Below are 17403 nucleotides of genomic sequence, written 5' to 3' on the forward strand. Positions count from 1 at the left end.
CGCGAAAGGCGCCCGCACCATGAACTTCGACTTCAGCAAGCTGGCCTCGGCCGACGCCTTCAAGCTGCTCTCCAGCGTGGTCGTGCCCCGGCCCATCGCCTGGGTGGTCAGCGAGTCGGAAGCGGGCGTGCGCAATGCCGCGCCGTTCTCGTTCTTCAACGTGGTCAGCAGCGACCCGCCCATCGTCGCGCTGGGCATCGGACCGCGCGGCGGGCAATTGAAGGACACCTCGCGCAACATCCTGCAGACGCGGCAGTTCGTGATCAACCTGGTGTCCGCGGAGCTGGCCGAACAGATGAATCACACCAGCCTGGACTACGACGCCGGCATCGACGAACTGGCGCGCGCCGGGCTGGCGACCGAACCGTCCCTGATCGTGGCGCCGCCGCGCATCGCGCAGAGTCCGGCCGCGCTGGAATGCGAGGTCTGGCAGGTGCTGGACGCAGCGCCGCAGCGCGTGATTGTGTTGGCGCGGGTGGTCGCGCTGTACCTGCGGGACGACGCCTTGCTCGATGCCGGCAAGTTCTATGTGGACACGCCCGCGCTGCGCCTGCTGGGCCGCATGCACGGCGCGGGCTGGTACGCACATACCAGCGATCTATTTCAGATGCGCACGCCCGACGCGGCCAACGATCCCGCCGTGCGGCCCGCGCAGGGGCATTGAATGCCCCGCAGACCTTGAACCCTTTTGGAGCCTGTCGATGAAACTGCATTGGTCGCCGCGATCGCCCTTCGTGCGCAAGGTGATGATCGTCATTCACGAGGCCGGCATCGAGGACCGCGTGGCGCTGGTGCGCACGCCGGTCGCGATGGACAAGCCCAACCTGGATCTGGTGCCCGACAATCCGCTGATCAAGCTGCCTACGCTGGTCCTGGACGACGGCACGGCGTTGTACGACTCGCGCGTCATCTGCGCCTACCTGGACACGCTGACGGGCTGCGGCCTGTTGCCGGACGATGCTCAGGCTCGCCTGACCGCCGAACGCCGCCAGGCCCTGGGAGACGGTTTCCTGGACGCGCTGCTGCTGTTCCGCCAGGAACGCAACAAGCCCGCCGAGCGCCAGACGCCCGCGTGGCTCGACGCCTTTGCGCTGAAAACCCGAGCGGTGCTTGCCGCGCTGGAAGCCGAGGCGCCGGCGCTGCAGGCCAGCGGCTTCGACCTGGGCCTGATCGCCATCGGTTGCGCGCTGTCGTACATGGACTATCGTTTCCCGGACATCACCTGGCGCGACGGCCACCCGGCGCTGGCGGCGTGGCACGCGCGGTTCGCCGCCCGGCCCTCGGTAATGCGCACGCAACCCGACGAAACCCCGTGAACAGAGGACGATGATGAGCCGTATCCCGCTACCCGATCCCGCCACCATGACCGATGCGCAGAAGGGCGTGTACGAAAAGATCGTCTCCGGTCCGCGCGGCCGCCTCGTCGGTCCCCTGCGCGCCGCGCTGCACAATCCTGATCTGGCCGATCGCTGGCAGGCGCTGGGGGCACTACTGCGCTTTGGCACCAGCCTGCCGCCCCGCGTCAGCGAGCTTGCCATCGTGGTGACGGCGCGCCGCTGGAACAGCCAGATCGAGTGGCATATCCATGCGCAAGCCGCCCGGGCCGCGGGCATCTCGGATGCCGTGCTGGACGCGATACGGGCCCGCGTGACGCCGGTATTCGACAACCGCGACGACGAAATCGTCTATGAGTTCGCGCGGCAGCTCCAGGAGACCGGGCAGGTCGAACCGGCCCTGTATGCGCAGGCGGTCGAGCGCTGGGCCGCCGTTGGCGTGGTGGAACTGACCGCTGTAATCGGCTACTACACGATGGTGTCCATGACGCTGAACGCGCACGAGATCCCGATGCCCGACGACGCGCCGCCGCCGCTGGATACTCCGGCGCAGGATGGCGCGCCGGCGCTCAGCCGCCTGGCGCCGCTGGCCGGGGGCGCATCATGAGCGCCGCCGGCAACCCCAGCCCCGGCGCGCAGGCGCGCGCTTACGTGCCGGACAGCGTGGAGACGCCGCGCATGCCCGTGACACCCCGCCATACGCTGCCGGCGGGGGCGTGCGATACGCATTGCCACGTCTTCGGGCCCTACGAACGCTTTCCATTGCAGCATCCGTCGTCCTACGCCGCGCCGGACGCGCCGGCCGAACGCTATCTGCGCATGCTGGACACGTTGGGCGCCGCGCGGGGCGTGCTGGTGCAACCGGCGCCCTACGGGACGAATCCGGACGCGTTGCTGGCCGCCGTGGCGCAGGGCGGAGAGCGCCTGCGCGGAATTGCCGTGGCGGACCCCACGGCCACCGATGCGCAATTGCAGGCCCTTTACGACGGCGGCGTGCGCGGCCTGCGCTTTGTCGAGGCGCGCGATCCGGCGGGCAACCTGTTTGCCGGCAGCGTGGGATTCGATCAGGTGGCGGCGCTTGCGCCGCGCATGAAGCGGTTCGGCCTGCATGCGCAGCTTTGGGCGCCGTGCGATACCTACCTGCGCCATCTGCCTGCACTGGCCAAGCTGGATCTGCCGCTGGTCATCGACCACCTGGGCAGCCTCGTGCCCGCGCGCGGCGCCGAGAACCCGGTGTTCCAGATGCTGCACGGCCTGCTGGCCGATGGGCGGATCTGGATGAAGCTGACCGTATGCCGGGTCGGCGCCGCGCCTGACTACGAAAACGCGCGCGGCATCCACGACGCCTTCACCCGCGCCAATCCGGACCAGGTGCTGTGGGGGTCGGACTGGCCCTTTGTGCGCATGGGCGCGGCGGCGCCGTCGGCCGATGCGCTGGTGGATCTGGCGCACGATTGGCTGGGCAACGACGCGTTGCGCAGGAAGGTGTGGGTCGACAACCCCGCGCGCCTGTACGGATTCAGGTAAGCGCCCGCACGCCGGCCCGGGTTTACGGGCTGGCGTGCCAGACGCCTTCGCCGCCGATCTCGCGCACCAGCGTCTGGATCTGAGAGGCCACCTCCATGACCGTGCGGCCCGGCCCCTTCGAGCGCGAGAACGCCATGGAGACGATGCGGCTCATCGTCGGATCGCGCAGCGCGGCAATGCTGAGGCGGCCTTCCTGCACCTCCTGCCATACCGCGTGCAGCGGCAGCACGGTGTACATCTTTTCGTGTTCGACGATGGACTTCATCAACGGCAGGGAGTCGGCCTCGATCAGCGGAGAGATGGCGATCTTGCGCGCCCGCGCCAGCCCGTCCAGCGCGTTGCGCAAACCGTTGGGCGCGCCCGGCAGGATGAAGGGCAGGCCATCGAGCTTGTCGAAGGTGATCTCGCCCGCCTGCGTGCGCGCGTCGCCCGCGGCGCCGACCAGGTACGAGTCCACGGAGGCCAGCGCCTGTTCGCCGGGCGGGCATTTGTCGCCGTAGCGATAAAGAATGGCGATGTCCACGCGGCTGTCGGTCAGCCATTCCTCGATCTGGCCGCTGGAGCCTTCCAGGATCTTGAGATGCACCTTCGGGAATTGCTCGCGCAGCCGGGAGAACAGCCTGCGGATGAGCGGGTGCGCGGTTGAAGGCAACAGTCCCAGCGTGACCTCGCCGGCAGGCTCGCGCGCCTCGCCGTTCAGTTCCATTTCCAGGCGTTCGGCGTCGCCCAGCAGCGTCTGCACCAGCGGGAACAGGCGCTCGCCCACTTCAGACAGGTTCACGCCGCGCCCAGTGCGGTTGAAGAGCCGCGCATTGCACTCGCGCTCGAGCGCATTGATGCGGCGGCTCAGCACCGACTGGTCCTGGTCCAGGTACAGCGCCGCGCGCGTGATGCTGCCCAGTTCCGCGATGGCCAGGAAGGCCCGCCATTTATGAAGGTCGGCGGTCAGGTCCAGGCTCAGGCCCGTGGCTTTTGCTGATGGCATGGTCGATGGCGCAGGTCGGCAGTCGTGGGAATCGGCATAAGCGTACGGCAAAAGCGCACGGGCATGGCGTTATTGCAGGCCCAGCTTGCCGCGCTTGATGACCTCGCCCCACTTCTTCGATTCCGTCTCCATCAGCGTGCGGTATGCGTCGGGCGTGGTCGCGACGGGGATGGCGCCCTGGTCGATCATCTTCTGCCGCAGGACCGGGTCGGCCAGGGATTTTGCGATCGCGTCGGACATCTTGTCGACGATGTCCTTGGGCGTGCCGGTGGGCGCGATGACGCCGTAGTTGGATTCCACGATGATGCCGGGAAAGCCGGCCTCCTTGGTGGTGGGTACGTCGGGCAGGCCCTCGAAGCGTTCCGGGCTGGCCACGGCCAGCGCGCGCAGTTTGCCCGCCTTGATGAAGCCCAGCGCGGCGGACGCGTCCCCGGGGAACATCTGCACCTCGTTGGACAGCAGCGCGGTGACTGCGGGCGCGGCGCCCTTGTAGGGCACATGCATGATGTCGATGCCGGTCTGCTGCTTGAGCAGTTCGCCGCCCAGGTGCGGCGTCGTCACGTTGCCGGCCGAGCCGTAGTTGTATTTGCCGGGCTGCTTCTTGGCGCTGTCGACAAAGGCGGCCAGGGTGGTGTCCGGCAACGACGGATTGACCATGATGACCTGCGGAATGCGCGCCACCAGCGACACGTATTGGATTTTGGATACGTCGTACGGCACCTTCATGACGTGAGGCAAACCGGTGATCGCGCCCGGCACGCCGAAGCCGAAGGTGTTGCCGTCGGGCGTGGCGCGCACGGTGGCGTCGACACCGATGGTGCCGCTGGCGCCGGCCTTGTTCTCGATGACGATGGTTTGCCCGAGGCGCTCGCCCAGAGACGGCGCAAGCAGGCGCGCCAGGTTGTCCACCGAGCCGCCGGGCGGGTAGGGCACGATCAGCCGGATCGGCTGGCTTGGCCAGGGCTGGGCTGCGAGCGCGGCGGGCGTGGCGGCGACGCCGCCCAGGATCATTGCCGCCACCGTCAGTGCGGTTGCTTTCTTCATGTGTCTCTCTCCGGATGCGCCGGCTCGGGCCGGCGCGTTGTCGTTGTCAGGCGCCTTGCAGGCCCAGGACCTGCTTGGCGTAGATGTTGCGCTGGATCTCGTTGGTGCCGCTGAAGATGGTGGCCGCCAGGGCGTTGGTATAGGGCGCCAGCGCCTGCACGCCGCCGCCGCCATAGCTCAGGCGCATTGCCGCGCCGCCATATTCTTCAGCGATCTGGATCAGCAGGGCGCCCAGCCGCTCGTGGGTTTCGGTGGCCCAGATCTTCAGGAGCGACAGTTCCGGCGGCAGCGGAAGTCCGGCTTTGGCCATGTCCGCAAACACGCGGTACATCGCGGTCAGGTCGGCGCTGTCCAGCCGCAACTCGGCCAGCCGGTCGGCGAACGCCGGATCGGCCAGCAGGCCGCGCTGGCGCGCCAGACTGAAGATCTGTTGCAGGGCGTGGCTTGCGTGCTTGGGGCTGCCGCTGAACAGACGCTCGAAGCCCAGCAGGGCCTTGGCGATTCCCCAGCCCGCGTTGAGTTCGCCGACCACGTTGCCGCGCGGCACGCGGACCTGGTCGAAGAAGACCTCGCAGAACTCCTCGTGCCCCGACAGCGTGCGGATCGGCCGGCGGCTGACGCCCGGACTGCTCAGATCGACCAGCAGGAAACTGATGCCTGCCTGCTTCTTGACGGTCTTGTCGGTGCGCACCAGCATGAACATGTGCGTCGCGTCCTGCGCCAGCGTGGACCAGGTCTTCTGGCCGGTGACGACCAGTTCGTCGCCGTCGATCACCGCCTCGCAGCGCAGCGAGGCCAGATCCGATCCCGCGTCGGGTTCCGAGTAGCCCTGCGCCCACACCGCCTCGCCGGACAGGATGCCCGGCAGGAAGCGCGCGCGCTGCGCCTCGGTGCCGTGGCGGATGAGGATGGGGCCCAGCATGACCAGGCCCTGGTCCGGCGCGCGCGCCACGCCGTAGCGTTCGGCTTCTTCGATGAACGCGATCTGCCGGGCGGGAGACAGCGCCATGCCGCCATGCTCGCGCGGCCACGACGGTGCGATCCAGCCCTGGCGCGACAAGGTGAAGTACCAGGCCTTGATCTCATCCCAATGCAGCCGCCACGGCACGTGCCGCAGGTGATCGGGGTAATGCGCGCGGAAGAAGCGGCGCAGCAGCTTGCGGAACGCCGCTTCCGGCATCGCGTTCCAGTCTGCCTCGCGCGGGAACTCCATGGCGTCCAGGCCTGGCGTTGAGTCGTCCGGTGCGTCCTCTGCCGTATCGTCCGCCTCCGGCGCCGGGTCGGCTGCCAGCACGCCATAACGCTGACGATGCGCCGTGGCGTTGCCCAGCCAGGCGGCCAGGTGCAGGGCGCTGCGGAAGTACAGGCTGACGTCGCATTCGTCGGTGTAGCCGATGGCGCCGTGCAGCTGGATGGCCAGCCGCGCCGCATCGATGCCGGCGCGCGCTGCTCGGGCCTTGACCCGGCTGGCCGCCGCCTTGCGGGCCTTGACGTCGTCCGGCGCCGCGGCAATGGCGTTCAGTGCGTCCAGCAGACTGTTGGACGCCAGCTCGACCTGCAGGGTCGCGTCGACCAGGCGGTGCTGCAGCGCCTGGAATGACGAGAGCGTCTGGCCGAACTGCTTGCGCGTATTCAAGTAGGCGACCGAATCGGCCAGCACCTGCCGCGCGACGCCCACCAGTTCTGCGGACTGCATCAGGCGGCCGTAGTCCAGCGCCTCGTCAACGGCGTCCAGCACGCCCTCGCGCGCCAGCAACGCTTCGCCGCCAACCACCGCGGACTCGATCGTCAAATGGCAGGCCGGCGAGCCGTCCGCGCGTTCGTGCGTCTGCACCGTGACGCCGGGCGTGCCGGCCGGCAGATAGAACAGCGCAGACCCCGTTTCGCCATCGGCCGTGACAAGCCAGCCGTCCACGTCCGCGCCGGGGACGACGTGGCGCTTTTCGCCGTTCAGCACATAGGCGCCTTCGCGCGCGGTGACCGTGACGCCAAACGCCCCGGCGGATTCGCCGGCTTCGAGCTGTCCTTCGGTTTCCTGCCAGGCGAGGCCAACCCGTTTTTCACCGGCGCACAAGGCTTGCAGCAACGCGTCTCGGACGGTGCCATCGCCCGCCGGATTGATGCGCGCCAGCAGCGCCGTGCTCAGCACACCCGCCCCGACAAGCGGTTCGGGCAGCTGGGCGCGGCCCGCTTCTTCCAGCACGGCGGCCATCGCGTGCCAGCCCAGTCCCAAACCGCCCAGCGCTTCGGGCACGCTCATGCCCAGCCAGCCGACGGTGGCAATCTCCTGCCAGTACGCGCGCTCGCCGCCCGGGGTGCGGCGCTTGCGCTGCCGCTGGTCGCGGCGTTGCAGGAAGTCGCGCGCGCTGTCGCGGATTTCCTCGATCAGTTCGTGGTCGGCGGCGCTCATACGATGCCCTCGGCATGCAGGCGCTCGATCGCTTCGGCGGACAGGCCAAGTTCGGCGCGCAGGATGTCGGCCGTGTGCTCGCCCAGCATGGGCGGGGGCAGACCGGCGGCGATCGGCGTGGCGGAAAAGTGAATCGGGTTGCGGACGATCGGCATGCTGCCCAGCGCGGGATGCTCCACGCTGCCCAGCACCTGCCGATGGCGCACCTGCGGGTCCTCGAACACCTGATCCATGGTGTAGATCGGGCCGCAGGGTACGTTGGCGGCCGCAAGGGCCTGGTTCCAGTCCGCGACGGTTCGCGCCCGCATTGCGGGCTCGATCAGCCGCGACAGATCGGCCTGCGCCGCCGCGCGCTTGGGATTCGTGTCAAAGCGTGGGTCGTCGGCGAGCGCGGGCAGACCGATGACCTGGCAGAAGCTGCGGAATTGCGAGTCGTTGCCCACGGCGACCATCAGGTGTCCGTCCCGGCATTCGAAGGCGCGGAACGGCGCGGTGATCTGCGAGGCCGAACCCATGCGGGCGGGCAGCTGACCGCTGGCCAGATAGTTCATGCCGATGTGCGAGATGGCCGCGATCTGCGCGTCCAGCAGCGCCAGGTCGATGTGCTGACCCACGCCGGAGATCTGGTCGCGATGCCGCAGCGCGGCAAGAATGGCCGACACCGCATAGAAGCCCGCGGTCAGGTCGGAGACGGAATAACCCGCCTTGACCGGCCCGGCGCCTGGCTCGCCGTCCGGCACACCCGTCACGCTCATCAGCCCGCTCATGGACTGGAAGATCGGATCGTAGCCCGGCAGGTGGCTGTAGGGGCCGGTCTGGCCGAAGCCGGTGATGGAGCAATACACCAGCCGCGGGTTCAGGGCCGACAGCGAGGCGTAGTCCAGTCCGTAGCGCTTCAGGTCGCCCGCCTTGAAGTTTTCGATGACGATGTCGGCCTTCTGCGCAAGCTGGCGCACCAGCGCCTGGCCTTCGGGCCGCGAGATATCGAGCGTCACGGATTTCTTGCCGCGGTTCATCGCGACGAACGACGAGGTTTCCCGGCTGGGCTTACCGTCGCGGTCCGGCATGGGATAGCCCTGGTGCCGCACGTCGTCGCCGCGGCCGGGGCGCTCCACCTTGATGACCTCGGCGCCGAAGTCGGCCAGCATCTGCGCGGCCCACGGCCCGGAAAAAACCCGGCTCAGGTCCAGGACCTTCACGCCTTCCAATGCACTGGTCATGTCGGCTCCCTTATTTGCCCTGGAACACCGGCGCGCGCTTTTCCAGGAACGCGCGGCGCGCCTCCTGCGCGTCCTCGGTCTTGGCGATGGCCGCCGTCATGTCCTGTTCGTAGCGGTAGCCGTCGCGCAGGCTCATGTCTTCGATGGCGTTGAGGGTCTGCTTGGCCAGCACGGTCGCCAGCGGACTCTTGGAGGCGAGCTCGCGCGCCAGTTCCATGGCGCGGTCCATCAACGCATCGGCGGGCACGGCGGCTTCGACGATGCCCAGGCGATAAAGCTCGTCGCCGTCGACGCGCAGGCCGGTCAGCATCATCCGGCGCAGGCGGGAGTGGCCGAAGAGCCGCATGCCATGGCGGCCCCCGCCCAGCAGCCCGACATTGATCTCCGGCAGTCCCACGACGGCGGTGGACGCGGCGATCAGGATGTCGCAAGAGGCCACGATGGCCAGCCCCGCACCCAGCGCCGCGCCGTTGATCGCGCCCACCACGGGCTTGGCGCATTCACGGATGGCATGAAAGCACTCCCGCGTGCGGCGTGAATGCTGCGGCAGGTCGCCCGGCCCCTTGATCGTCTCGCCGCGGCTCTTCAGGTCGGCGCCGGCGCAGAAGATCTTGCCCTGGCCCGACAGCACCACCGCCCGCACCTCGGGCGTCTCCGAAATGCGGTCCAGCACCCATGACAGCTCGTTCATCATGTCGGTGCTGAGCGCGTTCACGGGCGGATTGGCCAGCAGGATGGTGGCGACCCCGTCGGCGATCGTGACGTCCAGCGCGCGGTAGGGGCCAGCCAGGTTCTCCGGCATGCTCATGTCTCTCTCCTTTTTTGTTCAGATGATCTTGCGGTCGCGGTAATCCTGGATCTGTTCGGCGGACAGGCCCAGCTCCGCCAGCACGTCGGCGGTGTGCTGGCCCAGCAGCGGCGGCGCGGCGTCGGCGCGCAGCGCGGCGCTGCCAAAGCGCAGCGGGTTCATCACCTGCGGCACCGAGCCCGCGGCCGGATGCGGCAGCCGACGCAGCATGGCGCGATGCACGACCTGCGGGTCTTCGAAGACTTCGGGAACGGTATTGATGGAGCCCGCCGGTACGCCGGCCTTTTTCAGCGCCGCCAGCCAGTGGGCGCGCGGCTGGGTGACGAAAATGGCGTCCAGGATGGGGTCCAGGGTGTCCTGATTGCGCACGCGCTGGCTGTTGGTGATGTAACGCGGGTCCTGCGCCAGCGCGGGCTGGCCCAGCATGTCGCACAGCGTGGCGAACTGCCCGTCGTTGCCCACCACGATCACGATGTCGCCATCGGCGCACGCGAAGGTGCGCTGCGGCTGGATGTTGGGATGCGCGGTGCCGGTGCGGCGCGGCGCCTTGTTGCCCAACAGGAAGTTCATTGCCTGGTTGGCCAGCAGGCCCACCTGCACGTCCAGCATCGCGACGTCGATGTATTCGCCCTGGCCGGTCTGTGCGCGGCGCAGCAGCGCGGCCACGATGCCCAGCGCGGCATACACGCCGGTGGTCAGGTCCACGATCGGCACGCCGACCTTCTGGGGACCGCCGCCGGGCTTGTCGTCGCGTTCGCCGGTGACGCTCATCAGGCCGCCCATGGCCTGGATCAGGAAGTCGTAGGCGGGTTCGGCGGCGCGTGGCCCGGTCTGCCCGAATCCGGTGACAGAGCAGTACACCAGGCGCGGATTGATCTTGGAGAGCGTGTCGTAATCCAGCCCCATGCGCGCCAGCGTGCCGACCTTGTAGTTCTCCAGCACCACGTCCGCATCGCGGCACAGTTCCTTGACGAGCGCCTGGCCTTCCGGCGTCTGCAGGTCCAGCGTGATGGAGCGCTTGCCGCGGTTGGTGGCAATGAAGTAGGCGCCGTCCTTGGTGTCCTGGCCTTCTTCGTCCTTCAGGAACGGGGGGCCCCACGAGCGCGTGTCGTCGCCCTGGCCCGGCCGCTCGACCTTGATGACGTCAGCGCCCAGGTCGGCCAGGATCTGGCTGGCCCAGGGACCGGCCAGGATGCGGCTCAGGTCCAGCACTTTGAGATTCGATAACAGCGGCTGCAAAGCCTTCTCCTTGACTGCGGTATGTGCAGGCAGTCTAGGAGTTGGCGGGCGCTGCGGGAGGGGCCCGCGAGCGCAAAGCTGTTATGCGGATTGAGGCCGTCGTCGTGCGTCGGCGTCAGCGTCCCGTGTTGGGATAGTTGGGCCCGGCGTCGTTGAACCCGCCGGAGCTGTACGGATTTGCCGCGCCGGGGTGCGGCGGTCCGCCGGGGCCGGCGCCGCAACCGGCCAGGAGCAGGGTGGCGGCAAGAAGAGAAAGCAGGCGCTTCAGGGAGGATGTCATGGAGGTCTCCTGCGTCTGCCCCTCAGCAGGCGCGTGGCTTGCAGCGTATGCGCGGATTATAGGCCCGCAGTCTTCGCCTTGATCCGGGGTTTTGCGCAGCGCGCGCGATACGCGTTCACCGGGTCGGAATCCGCGGGATGAAAGTACGGGTGCGGGTAGCCTGCTTCGCGCAGCGCCGCGTGCAGGCGAACGCCCCACACGCATTCGCGCTGCGCTTCGTCCCACAGCCGCGCCGCCAGGTCTTTTTGTCCGCTGCGCCACAGCGCCAGGCCGTAATCGGCCGCGATTTCTTCGTCGCGCGGCAGGTCGCGGTAGGCAAGACGCATCAGGCGCAGGCCCTCAGCGGTCTGACCGCGCAGGGCCAGAATCCAGCCCAGCGTGCCCTGGTTGTACGGACGCGGGCCGACGCGCGCCAGCGAGCGGCGGGCCTGTTCCTCCGCTTGCGGCAGGTAGTCTGGAAAGTCCGCCAGGTAATAGGCGGTGTTGTTCGCCAGGTCCACCCCGCCGGCCGCGCGCGCGCTGCGCTTTCCGGATGCGTGGTCCTGCAGCGCGTTCGAATCCTCCAGCACCAGGTCGGGCATGCCCAGCAGGCGCTCCACCTCCAACCGCTTGCGCCGGTCGGCCGGGTCGACGGGCTTGAACATGTCCGGAAACGGCCGTTGCCGGGTCTGCAGCAGCCAATGGCGCGCCAGATCGGTTTGGCCAGCGGCCAGCAGCAGCCGCGCCAGGTCCAGCTTCTGCTCGGCGCTGCGGGTGCAGCGCATGGCGCCGATCAGCGCGCGGGCGCCGTCCGCGTCGTGCTGCGCGAACTTGCGGTTGACGGCGTCCAGCTCCGCAAAGCACTTGCTGTCGCGCGTGACGTCCGCATCGATATGCAGCGACACCGAACCCGCCGGCACGTCGTGGCTGAAGTAGGCCGTCGCGCCCTGCCGGGTGGTGTAGCCCAGGTCCACCCATTGTTCGCCCCAGCGCTGGGGCATGGTCATGATGTACGGCCAGGCCGGCAAGGGCTCGGTGCTGCCGCTGCGCTGCAACTGGAAGAAGTGCCCCCAAGGCCCGTCGCCGATGCGGCGGATCAGGGTGAAGTCGTCTTCCGTATGCGGCAGCGAGGTCCGGATCTGCGCCGTGCGGCCTTCGGCGTCGGTGACGCCATGCAGGATGCCATCGCCGGAAGGGGTATCGAGAATCTCGTCGTTCGAGCCGGTTACGAAGACGCGGTACGGCGTATGCGGCGCGGGGGCGGGGCCATTGCCATCCATCAGCGTCAACGTCAGGCTGCGCGTGCGGCTTGGGGTGTCTGACACCTGCGCGGCCGCCGTGCCTGCTGGAGCCGCTGCATGCGCGGCCGCCGCGGCCAGTCCCAGCACGGCCGCCAGGCATGACGCCGAGGCCGATGCGAACCAGGCGGGGCGCGATGCGGCGTCGGGAAGTGCGGGTGAGGCGGATTGTCCGGAACGTTGCTGCGGGTGCTTCATGGGGACTGCCAGTGGCGCCGGGCGCGGCGGGCTGCCACGGCGGTAGGGGAGAAGGCCTGCCAAAGCAGGGCGCTGCGACGCAAGCGCGAGCCGGATTGTGCATCACAAACCGAATGCGTAGCGGGCCGCGGTATCCGATGCGCGTGGCGGCTTCGCGCCGCTGACAGCTCCGCGCCCGCGTCAACGTGTGGCATCCTCGCGCCTTCGCCTTCGCCTTCCCCGCCGTGCCCCATGTCCAAACTCATTCTGCGTGCCCTGGACCTGTCTCTCCTGTCCTTTGCCGCCGCGCTTTTCGGTGCGTGCCTGACGTCCTTGCTGCAGACCGGTGACCTCGGCTGGGTGGTCCCCGACGCGCCGTACATGTTCTCGGCGCGCGATTTCTACGCCCAGGCGATCCTGGCCGGCCTGGCTGGTGTGCTGATGCTGATCGTGGCCGAGCGCCCGGCCAAGCTGCGCCAGTCCTCCTCCTGGGGCCTCGTGGCGACGTTTGCGGCCGCGCTGCTCGCCCTGTACCTCGCGCCGCCTTCCCCGCAAGTGTTCGGCAACACCTGGGCCCCCGGCGAGGCCACACGCGAGCTGTTTCTGGCGCAATGGCGCCTGGTCCTGCCCATTGCCGTCGCGGCGACCGCGCTGCGGTGGGGTTTGCGCCGGCTTTTGCGCTAGGATTGTCGTCACCCAACCCCGCCTCCCCCGGAGATACCCTGCATGTCCTCCCTAGACGCCTTTGCCATCACCAAGAAGTGGCCCGCCCAGCATCCCGACCGCATCCAGCTTTATTCGCTGCCGACGCCCAACGGCGTGAAGGCGTCGATCATGCTAGAGGAAACCGGTCTGCCCTATGAAGTCCACCGGGTCGCCTTCGATACCAAGGACCAGTTCACGCCCGAGTTCCTGTCGCTCAGCCCGAACAACAAGATCCCGGCCATCCTCGACCCGAACGGGCCGGACGGCAAGCCGCTGGGCCTGTTCGAGTCCGGCGCGATCCTGGTCTACCTGGCCAGCAAGGCCGGCCAGTTCATCCCGGCGGACACGGCGGGTCGCTTCGAGACGCTGCAATGGGTGATGTTCCAGATGGGCGGCATCGGACCGATGTTTGGCCAACTGGGCTTTTTCCATCGATTCGCGGGCAAGGACTATGAAGACAAGCGCCCGCGCGACCGTTATGTGGACGAGTCCAAGCGCCTGCTCGCCGTGCTGGACCAGCGCCTGGAAGGGCGCGACTGGGTGATGGGCGACCAGTACACCATCGCCGACATCGCCATCTTCCCGTGGGTGCGCAACCTGGTGGGCTTCTATGACGCCGGCGACCTCGTCGGCTTTTCGTCGTTCAAGAACGTCGCGCGCGTGCTGGACGCGTTCGTGGCGCGGCCGGCGGTTGCCAAGGGTCTGACCATTCCGGGCTGACCGATGGAACTGCGCCAGCTCCGTTACTTCGTGCGCGTGGTCGAGGCCGGCAGCATCGGCCGGGCGGCCATGTCGATCGGCATGGTCACGTCGGCGCTCAGCCAGCAGATCAGCCGTCTCGAAGGCGAGTTGTCCACGCGGCTGTTGCAGCGCAGCGCCAGCGGCGTGGTGCCCACGGACGCGGGGCTGGCGTTTTTCCGGCAGGCGCAGCTGGCCCTGCGCCACGCCGACGACGCCGTCCAGGCTGCGCAACAGGCCCGGCTGGCCGGGCACGTCAGCGTCGGCCTGCCATCCACGACGGCGGCGGTGCTGGGCGCGCCCTTCCTGCAGGCCATGAATGCGCGTTACCCCGACATCCGGCTTCATTTGGTCGAAGCGCTGTCCGGGCACCTGACCGACATGCTCAACGGCCGCCTGCTGGATCTGGCCATCGTGTTCCATGCCGAATCTGCGCGCCGCTGGAGCGTGATGCCGCTGCTGGACGAGCCCCTGTTCCTTTTTGCCCGGCCCGGCATGCCCGGCGTGCCGGCTGGTGACACGACACGGCTGGAAGCCATTGCCGACCTGCCGCTGGTGCTGCCCAGCGGCCGCCACGGCCTGCGCGCGCTGGTCAACAACGCCTTCCAGCAACTGGGACGCACGCCCCGGGTGGTGGCCGAAGTCGATGGCCTGTCCCTGCTGATGGACGTGGTGCAGCAGGGCGGCGCGGCGACGATCCAGCCCAGTTCGGCCACCGCGCGCATCGCGCCCGGCCAGTTGCAGATGGCGCGCATCGACGATGCCCACCTGTTCCGCTCCAACCTGCTGGCCAGCCTGTCGGACGAGGAGCTGTCACCCGCGGCGCTGGCGGCCCGGCTGGTCATGGCCGACGTGTCCCGCACCCTGGCCCGCGAAGGCAAATGGGCGGTGGTCGCTCTTCACGAATCGTGAATACCCGTTGACGCCTGCCTGATATCGCAGCGGCGCGCCGCTGCGTAGAGTCTGCCCCTTGAATTGGGGAAGATGGCATGGTTGACGTCTTGGTGATTGGTGGGGGCAATGCGGCGCTGTGCGCGGCCCTGATGGCGCGCGAAGCCGGCGCCAGCGTGCTGCTGCTGGAAGCGGCGCCAAAGGAATGGCGCGGCGGAAACTCGCAGCACACGCGCAATCTGCGCTGCATGCACGATGCGCCGCAGGACGTGCTGATCGACGCGTATCCCGAAGAGGAATACTGGCAGGACCTGCTCAAGGTGACGGGAGGGCTGACCAACGAACACCTGGCGCGGCTGGTCATCCGCGAGTCCTCCACCTGTCGCGACTGGATGCGCCGCCACGGCGTGAACTTCCAGCCGCCGCTGTCGGGCGCGCTGCACGTGGCGCGCACCAATGCGTTCTTCATGGGTGGCGGCAAGGCGCTGGTGAACGCCTATTACCGCAGCGCCGAAGCGCTGGGTGTGCAGATCCGCTACAACGCGCCGGTCGATTCGCTGGACCTGGACAACGGCCGCTTCGTGGCCGCGCGCATTGGCGACGAGCGCATCGAGGCCCGCGCCTGTGTGCTGGCCGCAGGGGGCTTCGAGTCCAACCGCGAATGGCTGCGCGAAGCCTGGGGTCAGAACGAGCGCGGCGAATGGCCGGCCGACAACTTTTTGATCCGCGGCACGCGCTTCAACATGGGCGTGCTGCTGAAATTCATGCTGGATGCCGGCGCGGACGGCATCGGCGACCCCTCCCAATCGCATTGCGTGGCCATCGACGCCCGCGCGCCGCTCTACGACGGCGGCATCTGCACGCGCATCGATTGCGTGTCGCTGGGCGTGGTCGTCAACCGCGACGCCGAGCGCTTCTACGACGAGGGCGAGGACTTCTGGCCCAAGCGCTACGCCATCTGGGGGCGTCTGACCGCCATGCAGCCGGGCCAGATCGCGTATTCCATCATCGACGCCAAGGCGATCGGCCGCTTCATGCCGCCGGTGTTTCCGGGCGTGAAGGCCGATACGTTGCCCGAACTGGCGGAGAAGCTGGGGCTGGATGCGGCCACCTTCGAGAGGACGGTCAGGGACTACAACGCGGGCTGCCGCGTGGGCAAGTTCGACCACACCGCGCTGGACGACTGCCATACCGAAGGCCTGACGCCCGCCAAGACGCACTGGGCGCGGCCCATCGACACCGCGCCGTTCTACGGCTATGCGCTGCGGCCCGGCATCACCTTTACCTATCTGGGCCTGAAGGTGGACGACACCGCCGCGGTCCGGTTCAACGACCAGCCCAGCGACAACCTCTTTGTCGCGGGCGAAATGATGGCCGGCAACGTGCTGGGCAAGGGATACACGGCAGGCGTGGGCATGTCCATCGGCACGGCCTTCGGCCGCATTGCCGGCACCCGCGCCGCTGCCGCGGCGCTTGGCCAGAACCCTGCGGGAGCACACCGTGAAGCAGCTTGAAGCCCTGGCCCGCGAGGCGCAGTCCTTTTCCACCAGCCAGTCCGGACCTATCCCGACTCCCGCGCCCACCGAGCAGCCCGTGCATTTTCATGCAAGGGGCGCCAAGCCGCTGACGGAATCGCTGACCGATGACGAGACCGAAGTGGCGCGCGTCATGCAGATCTGCAACGCCTGCCGCTACTGCGAAGGCTTCTGCGCGGTGTTTCCCGCCATGACGCGCCGCCTGGAATTCGGCAAGGCCGACCTGAACTACCTGGCCAACCTGTGCCATAACTGCGGCGCCTGTCTGCACGCGTGCCAGTACGCGCCGCCGCACGAGTTCGCCGTCAACGTGCCGCAGGCCATGGCCAAGGTGCGGATGCAGACCTACACCGACTATGCGTGGCCCGCGGCGCTGGGCACGCTGTACAAGCGCAATGGCCTCGCGCTGTCGCTGGCCACGGCCGCCGGACTGGCGCTGTTCCTGGTGCTGGCGGTGGTGATGGCGGGCGGCCTGTTCCACGAGCCGATGGCAGGCAATTTCTACGCCGTGTTCCCGCACAACACGCTGGCGCTGATGTTTGGCGTGGTGTTCGGCTTTTCGATGCTGGCGCTGGCGGTGGGCGTGACGCGGTTCTGGCGCAACGTCAGCCCGGGGGCGGCCTCCGGCCCAGCGGTGGCCGAGGCGGCGCACGACGCGCTGCGCCTGCGCTATCTGGACGGCGGCCACGGCAAGGGTTGCAACAACGCCGACGACGCCTTCACGCTGTGGCGCCGGCGGTTTCACCACTTCACGTTCTACGGCTTCATGCTGTGTTTCGCAGCCACGTGTGTCGCCACGCTTTACCACTATCTGCTGGACCAGCAGGCGCCATATCCGATCCTGAGCGCGCCGGTGCTGCTGGGCACCGCGGGCGGCATCGGCCTCTTGATCGGGCCAGCCGGCTTGCTGTGGCTGAATGTCAAGCGCCATCCCCTGCAGGGCGACGCGGCGCAGAAACCGATGGACCGGGGCTTCATCGTGCTGTTGTTCCTGACCAGCGCGACGGGCCTGGCGCTCTTGGCCGGCCGCGACGGCAGCGCGATGGCGCTGCTGCTGGCGATCCATCTTGGCGTCGTGATGGCGTTGTTCCTGACCTTGCCCTACGGCAAGTTCGCCCATGGCATCTACCGCTCGGCCGCGCTCTTGAAGTGGTCCATCGAAAAACGCCAGCCCAACAAGCTGCAGCTCGGTTCGGACTGACCGGACCGGCCTTATCGCCGGCCTGACAGCGC

17 protein-coding genes are annotated in these 17403 nt (G+C 68.4%); 9 read left to right on the top strand and 8 right to left on the bottom strand.

Features of this window, described 5'->3' with window-relative positions:
• Positions 1-19 precede the first annotated feature (19 nt).
• The 4 genes from B2W22_RS22145 to B2W22_RS22160 are packed head-to-tail and all read left to right on the top strand — an operon-like array spanning position 20 to position 2861.
• Positions 20-664 carry a flavin reductase family protein gene (locus B2W22_RS22145; protein ID WP_286939575.1) on the top strand — a complete coding sequence of 215 codons (645 nt, stop codon included), beginning with the start codon at positions 20-22 and terminating at the stop codon, positions 662-664.
• A 37-nt stretch (positions 665-701) separates the two neighbouring features.
• Positions 702-1316 carry a glutathione S-transferase family protein gene (locus tag B2W22_RS22150; protein ID WP_175122455.1) on the top strand — a complete coding sequence of 205 codons (615 nt, stop codon included), beginning with the start codon at positions 702-704 and terminating at the stop codon, positions 1314-1316.
• A gap of 13 nt (positions 1317-1329) precedes the next feature.
• Positions 1330-1941: a carboxymuconolactone decarboxylase family protein gene (locus tag B2W22_RS22155; RefSeq protein WP_286939653.1), complete on the top strand. Its 612-nt coding sequence runs from the start codon at positions 1330-1332 to the stop codon at positions 1939-1941.
• Positions 1938-2861 (top strand): amidohydrolase family protein, encoded by a 924-nt coding sequence (locus B2W22_RS22160; RefSeq protein WP_286939576.1) that lies wholly within the window; start codon positions 1938-1940, stop codon positions 2859-2861. Before B2W22_RS22155 ends, B2W22_RS22160 begins: the two co-directional genes overlap by 4 nt.
• Positions 2862-2883: 22 nt before the next feature.
• On the opposite strand, the gene B2W22_RS22165 is transcribed toward B2W22_RS22160, so the two are convergent.
• From B2W22_RS22165 to B2W22_RS22200, 8 genes are all read right to left on the bottom strand, one after another.
• Positions 2884-3846: a LysR family transcriptional regulator gene (locus B2W22_RS22165; protein WP_175122457.1), complete on the bottom strand. Its 963-nt coding sequence runs from the start codon at positions 3844-3846 to the stop codon at positions 2884-2886.
• Between the two features lie 69 nt (positions 3847-3915).
• On the bottom strand, positions 3916-4890 hold the full coding sequence (locus tag B2W22_RS22170) for a Bug family tripartite tricarboxylate transporter substrate binding protein (protein ID WP_175122458.1): 975 nt from the start codon (positions 4888-4890) through the stop codon (positions 3916-3918).
• 46 nt (positions 4891-4936) lie between these two features.
• Positions 4937-7300, bottom strand: coding sequence for an acyl-CoA dehydrogenase (locus B2W22_RS22175; protein WP_286939577.1), 2364 nt, complete (start codon positions 7298-7300; stop codon positions 4937-4939).
• Positions 7297-8520, bottom strand: a complete 1224-nt coding sequence (locus tag B2W22_RS22180; RefSeq protein ID WP_286939578.1) for a CaiB/BaiF CoA transferase family protein — start codon at positions 8518-8520, stop codon at positions 7297-7299. Before B2W22_RS22180 ends, B2W22_RS22175 begins: the two co-directional genes overlap by 4 nt.
• Positions 8521-8530: 10 nt before the next feature.
• On the bottom strand, positions 8531-9328 hold the full coding sequence (locus B2W22_RS22185; RefSeq protein ID WP_175122461.1) for an enoyl-CoA hydratase/isomerase family protein: 798 nt from the start codon (positions 9326-9328) through the stop codon (positions 8531-8533).
• An 18-nt stretch (positions 9329-9346) separates the two neighbouring features.
• Entirely contained in the window at positions 9347-10567 is a 1221-nt protein-coding gene (locus tag B2W22_RS22190) for a CaiB/BaiF CoA transferase family protein (protein ID WP_286939579.1), read from the bottom strand.
• Between the two features lie 115 nt (positions 10568-10682).
• Complete coding sequence (locus B2W22_RS22195) at positions 10683-10847, bottom strand: hypothetical protein (RefSeq protein WP_175184442.1); 165 nt, start codon at positions 10845-10847, stop codon at positions 10683-10685.
• A 56-nt stretch (positions 10848-10903) separates the two neighbouring features.
• Positions 10904-12322, bottom strand: a complete 1419-nt coding sequence (locus B2W22_RS22200) for a hypothetical protein (protein ID WP_286939580.1) — start codon at positions 12320-12322, stop codon at positions 10904-10906.
• 231 nt (positions 12323-12553) lie between these two features.
• Here B2W22_RS22200 and B2W22_RS22205 point away from each other — a divergent pair, with 231 nt between their 5' ends.
• The 5 genes from B2W22_RS22205 to tcuB all read left to right on the top strand — a co-directional run bounded on the left by B2W22_RS22205 (position 12554) and on the right by tcuB (position 17371).
• Positions 12554-12985, top strand: coding sequence for a hypothetical protein (locus tag B2W22_RS22205; protein ID WP_286939581.1), 432 nt, complete (start codon positions 12554-12556; stop codon positions 12983-12985).
• A 42-nt stretch (positions 12986-13027) separates the two neighbouring features.
• Positions 13028-13726, top strand: a complete 699-nt coding sequence (locus B2W22_RS22210) for a glutathione binding-like protein (RefSeq protein ID WP_175122464.1) — start codon at positions 13028-13030, stop codon at positions 13724-13726.
• Positions 13727-13729: 3 nt separating this feature from the next.
• Positions 13730-14656 (top strand): LysR family transcriptional regulator, encoded by a 927-nt coding sequence (locus B2W22_RS22215; RefSeq protein WP_175122465.1) that lies wholly within the window; start codon positions 13730-13732, stop codon positions 14654-14656.
• 77 nt (positions 14657-14733) lie between these two features.
• Positions 14734-16149, top strand: a complete 1416-nt coding sequence (tcuA, locus tag B2W22_RS22220; protein WP_286939582.1) for an FAD-dependent tricarballylate dehydrogenase TcuA — start codon at positions 14734-14736, stop codon at positions 16147-16149.
• Positions 16136-17371, top strand: coding sequence for a tricarballylate utilization 4Fe-4S protein TcuB (gene tcuB / locus B2W22_RS22225; RefSeq protein WP_286939583.1), 1236 nt, complete (start codon positions 16136-16138; stop codon positions 17369-17371). Before tcuA ends, tcuB begins: the two co-directional genes overlap by 14 nt.
• Positions 17372-17403: the final 32 nt, after the last annotated feature.

The organism is Achromobacter sp. UBA4530, from assembly GCF_002388205.1.
Classification (GTDB): Bacteria; Pseudomonadota; Gammaproteobacteria; order Burkholderiales; family Burkholderiaceae_B; genus Achromobacter; species Achromobacter animicus.

Excerpts from the sequence above, each read along its gene's own strand:
- B2W22_RS22145 (WP_286939575.1), top strand. The coding sequence starts at position 20 with ATGAACTTCGACTTCAGCAAGCTGGCCTCGGCCGACGCCTTCAAGCTG.
- B2W22_RS22150 (WP_175122455.1), top strand. The coding sequence starts at position 702 with ATGAAACTGCATTGGTCGCCGCGATCGCCCTTCGTGCGCAAGGTGATG.
- B2W22_RS22155 (WP_286939653.1), top strand. The coding sequence starts at position 1,330 with ATGAGCCGTATCCCGCTACCCGATCCCGCCACCATGACCGATGCGCAG.
- B2W22_RS22160 (WP_286939576.1), top strand. The coding sequence starts at position 1,938 with ATGAGCGCCGCCGGCAACCCCAGCCCCGGCGCGCAGGCGCGCGCTTAC.
- B2W22_RS22165 (WP_175122457.1), bottom strand. The coding sequence starts at position 3,846 with ATGCCATCAGCAAAAGCCACGGGCCTGAGCCTGGACCTGACCGCCGAC.
- B2W22_RS22170 (WP_175122458.1), bottom strand. The coding sequence starts at position 4,890 with ATGAAGAAAGCAACCGCACTGACGGTGGCGGCAATGATCCTGGGCGGC.
- B2W22_RS22175 (WP_286939577.1), bottom strand. The coding sequence starts at position 7,300 with ATGAGCGCCGCCGACCACGAACTGATCGAGGAAATCCGCGACAGCGCG.
- B2W22_RS22180 (WP_286939578.1), bottom strand. The coding sequence starts at position 8,520 with ATGACCAGTGCATTGGAAGGCGTGAAGGTCCTGGACCTGAGCCGGGTT.
- B2W22_RS22185 (WP_175122461.1), bottom strand. The coding sequence starts at position 9,328 with ATGAGCATGCCGGAGAACCTGGCTGGCCCCTACCGCGCGCTGGACGTC.
- B2W22_RS22195 (WP_175184442.1), bottom strand. The coding sequence starts at position 10,847 with ATGACATCCTCCCTGAAGCGCCTGCTTTCTCTTCTTGCCGCCACCCTG.
- B2W22_RS22200 (WP_286939580.1), bottom strand. The coding sequence starts at position 12,322 with ATGAAGCACCCGCAGCAACGTTCCGGACAATCCGCCTCACCCGCACTT.
- B2W22_RS22205 (WP_286939581.1), top strand. The coding sequence starts at position 12,554 with ATGTCCAAACTCATTCTGCGTGCCCTGGACCTGTCTCTCCTGTCCTTT.
- B2W22_RS22210 (WP_175122464.1), top strand. The coding sequence starts at position 13,028 with ATGTCCTCCCTAGACGCCTTTGCCATCACCAAGAAGTGGCCCGCCCAG.
- B2W22_RS22215 (WP_175122465.1), top strand. The coding sequence starts at position 13,730 with ATGGAACTGCGCCAGCTCCGTTACTTCGTGCGCGTGGTCGAGGCCGGC.
- tcuA (WP_286939582.1), top strand. The coding sequence starts at position 14,734 with ATGGTTGACGTCTTGGTGATTGGTGGGGGCAATGCGGCGCTGTGCGCG.